7 protein-coding genes and 2 pseudogenes are annotated in these 7,905 nt (G+C 72.4%); 6 read left to right on the forward strand and 3 right to left on the reverse strand.

From position 1 onward, the window contains the following. Window positions 1-585 (forward strand): annotated as a pseudogene (locus FNH08_RS38545) (hypothetical protein); the annotation flags it as partial. Between the two features lie 222 nt (window positions 586-807). On the opposite strand, the gene FNH08_RS38550 reads toward FNH08_RS38545, so the two are convergent. Continuing rightward, window positions 808-2,130 (reverse strand): sensor histidine kinase, encoded by a 1,323-nt coding sequence (locus tag FNH08_RS38550; RefSeq protein ID WP_322726173.1) that lies wholly within the window; start codon window positions 2,128-2,130, stop codon window positions 808-810. Continuing rightward, complete coding sequence (locus FNH08_RS38555; RefSeq protein WP_152776181.1) at window positions 2,118-2,849, reverse strand: response regulator transcription factor; 732 nt, start codon at window positions 2,847-2,849, stop codon at window positions 2,118-2,120. The genes FNH08_RS38550 and FNH08_RS38555 overlap by 13 nt, the downstream gene beginning before the upstream one ends. Before the next feature lie 590 nt (window positions 2,850-3,439). On the opposite strand from FNH08_RS38555, the gene FNH08_RS38560 reads away from it, so the two are divergent. The 3 genes from FNH08_RS38560 to FNH08_RS38570 all read left to right on the forward strand — a co-directional run bounded on the left by FNH08_RS38560 (window position 3,440) and on the right by FNH08_RS38570 (window position 6,712). Continuing rightward, complete coding sequence (locus FNH08_RS38560) at window positions 3,440-4,792, forward strand: helix-turn-helix domain-containing protein (protein WP_152776182.1); 1,353 nt, start codon at window positions 3,440-3,442, stop codon at window positions 4,790-4,792. A gap of 106 nt (window positions 4,793-4,898) precedes the next feature. Beyond that, window positions 4,899-5,948: a permease gene (locus FNH08_RS38565; RefSeq protein WP_407704544.1), complete on the forward strand. Its 1,050-nt coding sequence runs from the start codon at window positions 4,899-4,901 to the stop codon at window positions 5,946-5,948. Continuing rightward, on the forward strand, window positions 5,945-6,712 hold the full coding sequence (locus FNH08_RS38570) for a TIGR03943 family putative permease subunit (RefSeq protein WP_322726174.1): 768 nt from the start codon (window positions 5,945-5,947) through the stop codon (window positions 6,710-6,712). The genes FNH08_RS38565 and FNH08_RS38570 overlap by 4 nt, the downstream gene beginning before the upstream one ends. On the opposite strand, the gene FNH08_RS38575 is transcribed toward FNH08_RS38570, so the two are convergent. Further along, window positions 6,678-6,929 (reverse strand): hypothetical protein, encoded by a 252-nt coding sequence (locus FNH08_RS38575; protein ID WP_152776183.1) that lies wholly within the window; start codon window positions 6,927-6,929, stop codon window positions 6,678-6,680. The two genes, FNH08_RS38570 and FNH08_RS38575, sit on opposite strands and share 35 nt — an antisense overlap. Window positions 6,930-7,152: 223 nt before the next feature. Between FNH08_RS38575 and FNH08_RS38580 the strand changes: the two genes are divergently transcribed. Both FNH08_RS38580 and FNH08_RS38585 read left to right on the forward strand, forming a co-directional pair. Further along, window positions 7,153-7,677 (forward strand): SigE family RNA polymerase sigma factor, encoded by a 525-nt coding sequence (locus tag FNH08_RS38580; RefSeq protein ID WP_152776184.1) that lies wholly within the window; start codon window positions 7,153-7,155, stop codon window positions 7,675-7,677. Further along, window positions 7,667-7,905 (forward strand): annotated as a pseudogene (locus FNH08_RS38585) (L,D-transpeptidase); the annotation flags it as partial. The gene FNH08_RS38580 and the pseudogene FNH08_RS38585, both read left to right, overlap by 11 nt.

Genomic DNA, 7,905 nt, shown 5'->3' on the forward strand with positions numbered 1-7,905 from the left:
CCGCCCGCCCAGACCACGACCGCCGAGCCCACCGCGACGACCGAGAGCATCCCGACGGCCGCGACCACCGCGACCACCGCGACCACCGGGACCACCGTTCCGGGCGCGGTCACCGATCCCCGGGCTCCCGAAGACCACCACGCCGCCATCACCGCCGCCGTCCAGGCCGAGCGTCACGACGAGGCCGACGCGCTCGCCGCCCGGCACGAGCAGGACGCCGTACGCGCCCACGGGCCCGCGTCCGAGCAGGCGCTGCACTGGACGGAGGTGCGGGCGGACCTCGCGATGCTGGCGGGGGACCCGGCGCGCAGTTGCCAGACGTGGATGGCGGTCGCCGGCGCGCGGCTGGCCGCGGGGCAGGCCCCGGACGCGCCCGCCGTGGAGACCGCCGTCGACCGGGCCCACCACCAGTGGGGACGCGTCGACGACGCGGCGCGGGCCCGTGAACTGGGGCCCGCGCTCGCCGAGTTGCGCCACCGGGTGCCGGGCCGCCGCGAGGGCGCGCTCCGGCACGTCCAGCGGCACCTGGAGGAACTCCGGCAGAACCCGCCGGAAGTGAGGCCGGCCCAGCACGTGCCGGGATAGCGGACCGATGAGCCGTCGATCCACCGCCGGCCGATGAGCCGTCGACCGGGGCAGGGTGCCGGACCGACCCGCCGGGGGGAGAGGCGGGACGCGGAGTACTCGGTCACAGTCAACCGGGCGAAGGTGTCGATGTGATCGGAAACGCATCGGAATTCGATCGGAAAACCCCTTCGCGCGTAGACGCGTACGAGCCATGACGGCCACGGCGGCCATGACGCCCCGTCACGCCGGTGCCGGCAGCCTCACCCTGAACCACGCCCCCCGGTCCGACGGTTCCAGGCTCACCGAGCCGCCGTGGGCCGTGGCGATCGCCGCGACGATGCTGAGGCCGAGGCCGCTGCCCGTGGCGTGGGTGTCCTCGCCGCGGACGAAGCGGTCGAAGATGGTGGCCCGTAGGCCGGCCGGGATGCCGGGGCCGTCGTCGGTGACCTCCAGGACACGGTGGCCGTCCTCCGCGCCGAGGCCGAGTGTGGTGGTGGTGCCCTCGGGGGTGTGGACCCGGGCGTTGGTGAGGAGGTTGGCGACCACCTGGTGCAGGCGCAGGGGGTCGCCGGTGACGGTGTGTTCGCCGGGGGCCACGAGCAGGCGCACGCGATGGCCCGGGTGGACGTGGCGTTCGGCCTCCACCGCGTCCCGGCAGATCTGGGCGAGGTCCACGCAGTCCAGGTGCAGGGGCTGGCCCAGGTCCAGGCGGGACAGCAGGACCAGTTCGTCTATCAGTGAATCCATGCGCCGGACCTCCGCCGCCACCCGGCCCAGCGCCTCCTGCCGCATGGGCTCGTACGACTCACCGTCGGTCCGGGCGAGTTCGGTGTACCCGGAGATGGTGGTCAGCGGGTTGCGCAGCTCGTGACCGGCGGCGGCGAGGAACTCGCGCAGCCGCCGCTCCGACGCCGCCTGCTCCCGGGCCGCACGGCGCCCCACCCGCCGGGCGCCCACCAGCACGAGCCCGACCAGCGGCAGCGAGACCGCGGCCTCGGCCTGGACCAGACGGTGGACGGCACTGGTCGTGTCGGACATCGAGCGGGCGTGGATGACGTAGCCGCCCCGGTGGCCCGGGCCCGGCCGGGAGTCGCGCATCACCTGGGCCCGGTAGGTGCTGCCGAAGGCCACCGGCTGAGCGTGCCGGGCGTAGGACCTCAGCCGGTCCGGGGTGAGTGACGGGAAGTCCGGCATGTCCTCGGCGCCCGCGTACCGTTCCAGGACGCGACCCTCGGCGTCCACCACGAGGATCAGGCAGCCGTCGAGGTGGTCGAACCGTACGATGTCGGCGGGCAGCGGGGCGCCCGAGAACCTCTGGAGCTCCTCGTCGACGCGGACCACGAGGTAGTGGCCCAGCAGTACGGCGGAGAGTGTGGTGACCACACCGAGCGTGGCCAGCGTGGCGACCAGCCATAGGGCGACGGTCCGCCGTACCGTCCGTTTCCGGTCGGACTCCTCCTCCTGCCGGCGGGCGTCGGTGCCGCTCGCCTCGGTGCGCGTACGGGTCGTGCCCGGGCGGAGCAGGTCGATGGACAGGGCCGGTCCGCCGTTCAGTCCGCGCACAGCCGGTATCCCACGCCGCGCACCGTACGGATCAGCGACTGTCCGGTGCCGCCGAGCTTGCGGCGCAGGTAGTAGATGTACGTGTCGACGGCCCCGGAGCCCTCGTTGCGGTGGTTCCAGACGCGCTCCAGGATCTGCGTGCGGGTCAGCACCCGGCCGGGGTTCTCCATGAGGTAGCGCAGCAGGGCGAACTCCGTCGTCGTCAGCTCGACGGGCTCCCCCGCGGACCACACCTGGTGGGCCTCGGTGTCCAGGTGCAGGTCGCCGACGCGCAGCTGGCTCCGCTCGGGGTGCAGGCTGCCGGAGGAGCGGCGCAGCAGGGCGCGGATACGGGCGGCGACCTCCTTCAGCTCGAACGGCTTGGTGAGGAAGTCGTCGCCGCCCAGGTCGAGGCCGCGTACCCGGTCGTCGACCCGGCCCACTCCGGTGAGGAAGAGCACGGGCACGGTGACGCCCCGTTCGCGCAGCGTCCGGCAGACGTCGAAGCCGCTGACGTCGGGGAGGTTGACGTCCAGGAGCACCAGGTCGGGGTTGTGCCGGCCGACGGACTCCAGTGCCTGTCGGCCTGTGGCGGCGCCGGTCACCGCGTAGTCGAGGAACTCCAGTGCCATGGTGAGCATGGAGCGGACGTTCTCCTCGTCGTCGACGACGAGGATGCGGGCGGTGGGGGTGGACGTCGGGGCCAGGCTGTGGCCGGCCGCGTGGACAGGCTTGGTCATGTCCTGTTCCTTTGCTGACCCGTGACCAAATTGAGGGCTCAAGTACCTGCGGTCTCGTATCGTCACACGTACCCGCAGGTAGGGAAGAGCCCTTCCGGGACCCGGCGTTCCGCACGGTAACGACCGGTCTTCCCGATCCGTCCACGCATCCCGCGTAGATTCACCGTCGCGAAATCCGCATACCGACCTTGAAGCGGACGATTGTCTTCCCCGCGCGGCGGTTCTGCGTGGGCGGCGGCTCGATCACGGTGTGGCGGACATCACCCGGGTCGCATATGCCCGGGTCGTACGTCAGTCACGCCGGGCGTAAGTCACGCCGGGCGTACAGGTGTCTATAGGTGTCACGCCGGTCTTACGGCGTTCGCCGCCGTGATCAGAGCCGTCACCGCGAGCGACGCGGCGGCGAGGGGGCGGGCATGGCGGGTGAGCAGGTGTCGGAGCACGGCAACCTCGCAGCGGTGGCGTCAGCAACGCATTAAGCGGGTTTAACGCGCTACTTAACGTAGGGGGTTGAACGCTCAACAGCAAGGGCACTTCGTGGAGTTGAGGGAAAGCACGAGCTCAAGTGCGTTTACTGGCATGCTTACGTCATGGCAGCCACGGCCGACCGCGACGATCCCGAAACCATTGGGCGCAGAGTGCAACAGCTGCGTGCGGAACGCGGGTTGACCCAGAAGCAGCTGGCCGAACAGGCCTACACACCCGCGTACATCTCCACCGTGGAGGCCGGACGGGTGCGTGCCTCCGAGGACGCGCTCAAGCACATCGCGGCGCGCCTCGGTGTCGCCTACGAGGAATTGGCGACCGGGCGCCCCGCCCACCTCGCCGTCGACCTGCGGCTGAGGCTGACCGACGCACAGCGCACCCTCGCGACCGGCGAGGCCGGGCCGGCGGCGGAGAGTTACGCGGCGCTCCTCGCCGAGGCCGAGGCACACGGACTCGTCGCCGAACAGGCCACCGCACTGCTGGGGTTGGGGGAGTGCGGGCTGGACACGGGCGACCTGACCGTGGCCCGGCAGTACTTCGAGCGCGCGGAGAACGTCCTGCACGACGCGCCGCTGACCGCCCGCGCACCCGCCCTGCGCGGCCGTGCGGTCGCCCACTACCTGGCCGGTGAACTCCGGTACGCCTGCTACCTGTTGGAGTCCACCCTCGACGAGCTCAACCGCGGCGGCCTGCACGACCCGGATGTGCTGCTCCTGCTCTACGCGAGCGCCATCGCCCCGTACATGGACATGGGCGCGCACGCGCGGGCGGCCAAGGCGGCCGAGCTGGCCCTGGCGCTCGCGCCCCAGGTGGCGGACCCGGCGCTGGTGGCCCGTATGCACCGTCAGGTCGCCCGCACGCTGATGGCCGAGGGGCGGGTCGCCGAGGCCGACGCCTCCCTGGCCAAGGCCGCCGAGCTCTACCGCGGGCTCCAGATCCGCACCGAACTCGCCAACTGCCACTGGATGCGCGGCTACCTGTACGCGCAGAACGGCGAACTGGAGCGTGCGGAAGGCGAGTTGCGCGAGGCGCTGACCATGCACACCGGCCGCAACGCCGCGCTCTACAGCAGCCAGGTCGCGGTGGAACTGGCCGACGTCCTGCACCGGCTCGGCCGGTCGGAGGAGGCCGCCACACTGCTCCGTGACGTCCTCGGGAACCTGTCGCCGGAGCGCGGCGCCGTCCATGCCGCGGCCGCGCACCGTCTGCTCGGCATCATCGCGGAGGACGCGCGGGACCCCGAGACGGCGGAGGAGCACTACGTCCGGGCCCTGAGCCTGCTGGAGCGCGCGGGCGCGGCGGGCGACCTGGCCGACCTGTGCCGGCTCCTCGGGGACCTGCTGCGCCGTACCGGCCGGGTGGAGGCGGCGCTGGACGCGTACCGGACGGGACTCGGGCACCGTACGGTACCCGGGACGACGACCCTGGGCCCGGCGCCCGCACAGCCTCCTCTCTGAGGATTCTGGGCTGCCGCACAGTACTGCTGGATAGCCTGCGCACGGCGCACACGGGTGAGCGCTGTGAGGGGCGGGTTCGGAGCGGCACGAGGCGGAAGCGAGGCGCGTGGAGAACCAGCGGAGTGCGGTCGATGGGCGGCGGGATGCGCTGCGTGTCGTCGACGGTGTACGCCTCGCCGTGCGCGCCCTCGTGTACGTCACCCTCGGCGGCGTCGCCCTCATCGCCATCGCCACGGTCGCCTCGGTCCTCGGCCCGGCACTCGCGCTCGACCTCGCCACCCCCGCCATGGCGGCCTGGTGGACGGTCTTCACGGCGGTCGTCGTCCAGGGCGTGCCCTTCCTGCTGCTGGGCACGCTGGTGTCGGCGGCGGTCGAAGCCTTCGTACCGGAGCGGGTCTTCAGCCGCCTGCTGCCCCGCAACCCGGCGCTCGCCGTCCCGGTCGCGGGCGCGGCGGGTGTCGTCCTCCCGGGGTGCGAGTGCGCGTCCGTCCCGGTCGCCGGGAGCCTGATGCGCCGGGGCGTCGCCCCCGCAGCCGCGCTCGCCTTCCTCCTCTCCGCGCCCGCGATCAACCCGGTCGTGCTCGTCGCCACCTCCATCGCGTTCCCGGGGCAGCCGCTGATGGTGGCGGGGCGTCTGGTCGCCTCGCTCGCCGCGGCGGTGGTGATGGGCTGGCTGTGGGTGCGCTTCGGGAAGGAGCAGTGGCTGAGGCTCCCGAAAGGCCGTACGGCCCCCACCGCACCCTCCTCCGGCTGGGCCCGGCTGCACGACTTCCGCTCCGGGCTGCAGCACGACTTCCTGCACGCGGGCGGCTTCCTCGTGGTGGGCGCGGCAGCGGCGGCGACGTTCAACATCGTCGTACCGCGCTCCGTGCTCGACGTCTTCACCGGCTCGCCCTGGCTGTCCGTCCTCCTCCTCGCGGTCCTCGCCGTGGTGCTGTGCGTGTGCAGCGAGGCGGACGCCTTCGTCGCGGCCTCCCTGACCGGCTTCTCCCCGACCGCGCGGCTGGCCTTCATGGTGGTCGGGCCGATGGTGGACCTGAAGCTGATCGCGCTGCAGGCGGGCACGTTCGGCCGCGCGTTCGCGCTCCGCTTCTCCGCGGTCACCTGGCTCGTGGCCGTGACGAGTAGCGTTCTGGTGGGGTGGTGGCTGCTGTGAGGCGCTACGGCCCCGCGGTCCTGCTGCTCCTGTGCGGCGCGGCGATCCTGCGCATCTCGCTCCTCGGCGACCTGTACCTGCGTTACGTCCAGCCGGGCCTGCGCCCCTTCCTGATCGCCTCCGGGGTGCTGCTGGTCCTGCTGGCCCTGGCCGCGGGGATCAGGACGGCCCGTGGGGGCGAGGCCGACGAGCACGAGGGCCAAGACCACGAGGGCCGCGGGCACCAGCACACCGCCGGTGGCCCGCGCGTCGCCTGGCTCCTGGCCGTTCCCGCCCTCGCCCTCCTGCTCTTCCCTCCCCCGGCGCTCGGCTCGTACAGCGCGGACCGCGAGGCGGCGGAGTACGCGGCGCGGGGCGTGGGCACCTTCCCGAAGCTCGCGGCCACCGACCCGGTCGAACTGACTCTCGGCGAGTTCAGCTCCCGGGCGATCTACGACCGGGACAGGTCCCTCAAGGGCCGTACGGTCCGCATGACGGGCTTCGTCACCCACGGAACCGGCGACGGAACCAGCGACGGCATCGGCGACGACACCGGCACCTGGTACCTCACCCGCCTCCTCGTCTCCTGCTGCGCCGCCGACGCCAGCCCCTACAAGGTCGAGATCCGCGGCGCCGACGCCCCGCCCGCCGACACCTGGATCACCGTCACAGGCACCTGGCACCCCAAGGGCACCCTCGGCTCGGAGAAGGCGTGGCCGCCGGTGCTGGACGCCGGGTCGGTGAAGAGGGTCACGGAGCCGGCGAACCCGTACGAGAAGCGCTGATCGCGCCGACACCGCCCGACAAACCGGCGTCGACCGACAGCACGAACTGCGGCTGGGGATCCTCAGCTGTCGCCCGCTCGGTCGCGGGCGTCTCGACGGAGGACACCTCGATGCCGTAGGCCTCTCTCCCCTGCGTGACGGCGTACGACACCCAGGACGCTCCGGCCAGCACGGCGAGGAGCGCGGCGGTGGTGACGTAGGTGTCTCTCCGAGCCATGAACGGACAACTCCAAGTAGTCGATGGTCAATTGCCGACGGTCCCTTCCTCTCCACATGTCCGGCACCCGGACGACGGCAACACCCGGCTTTCTTGTCGGCGTCACGTCAGGGTGTGCTTCGATGGGGACGCCGTACGAGACCGACGTACGGGACCTGTACGCACCACGGGGGCTGCCGGGTTGCATGGGAACTCGGAAAGATCAGACACGCGTGGTGGGGGCATGACCGAGGAAGAGTTCGACGCGTTCTACTCCACCGCGTTCCCCCGGCTGACCGGGCAGCTCTACGCGTTCACCGGGGACCACGGCGAGGCGCAGGACGTGGTTCAGGAGGCGTTCGTGCGTGCCTGGGACCGGCGGCGGGAGTTCCTCGTCGACGGGGCGCCCGAGGCGTGGATCCGGACCGTGGCGATGCGGCTCGCGGTGAGCCGCTGGCGGCGGGCGAGACGCTGGCTGGAGCTGGTCCGCCGTACGCCGCCGCCCCAGCACGCGCCCGGCCCCGACCCCGAACGGGCCGTCCTGGTCACGGCGTTGCGCAAACTGCCCGAAGTGCAGCGGATGGCAATCGTCCTGCACCATCTGTGCGACCTCAGTGTCGAGCAGGTAGCCTCCGAGACGGGTGCCCCCGTGGGGACGGTCAAGGCCCGGCTGTCGCGCGGCCGGGCGGCGCTGGCGCGGGAGCTGACCACCGGCGAGGGTGAGACGACCACCGGCGAGGGTGAGAGGGAGGACGACCGTGTCCGATGAACTCACCCGTGAACTGACCGACGGGCTGCGGAGGTTGGCGGAGGACGCCGAAGCGCCGCCGCCCGTCTCCGGGGCCGATGTCCGCCGTGTCGCCGTACGCCGTCGACGCCGCCGCCGTACGACCGTGGCCGTCGCCGGGGGCTCCGTCGCGGCCGCCCTGGCCGTGCTCCTGACGGTGAACATCACCGGCGGCGGCACCGAGAACCGCCCCTCCCCGGCCGCCAGCCC

The organism is Streptomyces spongiae (assembly GCF_009377185.1).
GTDB classification, from domain to species: domain Bacteria; phylum Actinomycetota; class Actinomycetes; order Streptomycetales; family Streptomycetaceae; genus Streptomyces; species Streptomyces spongiae.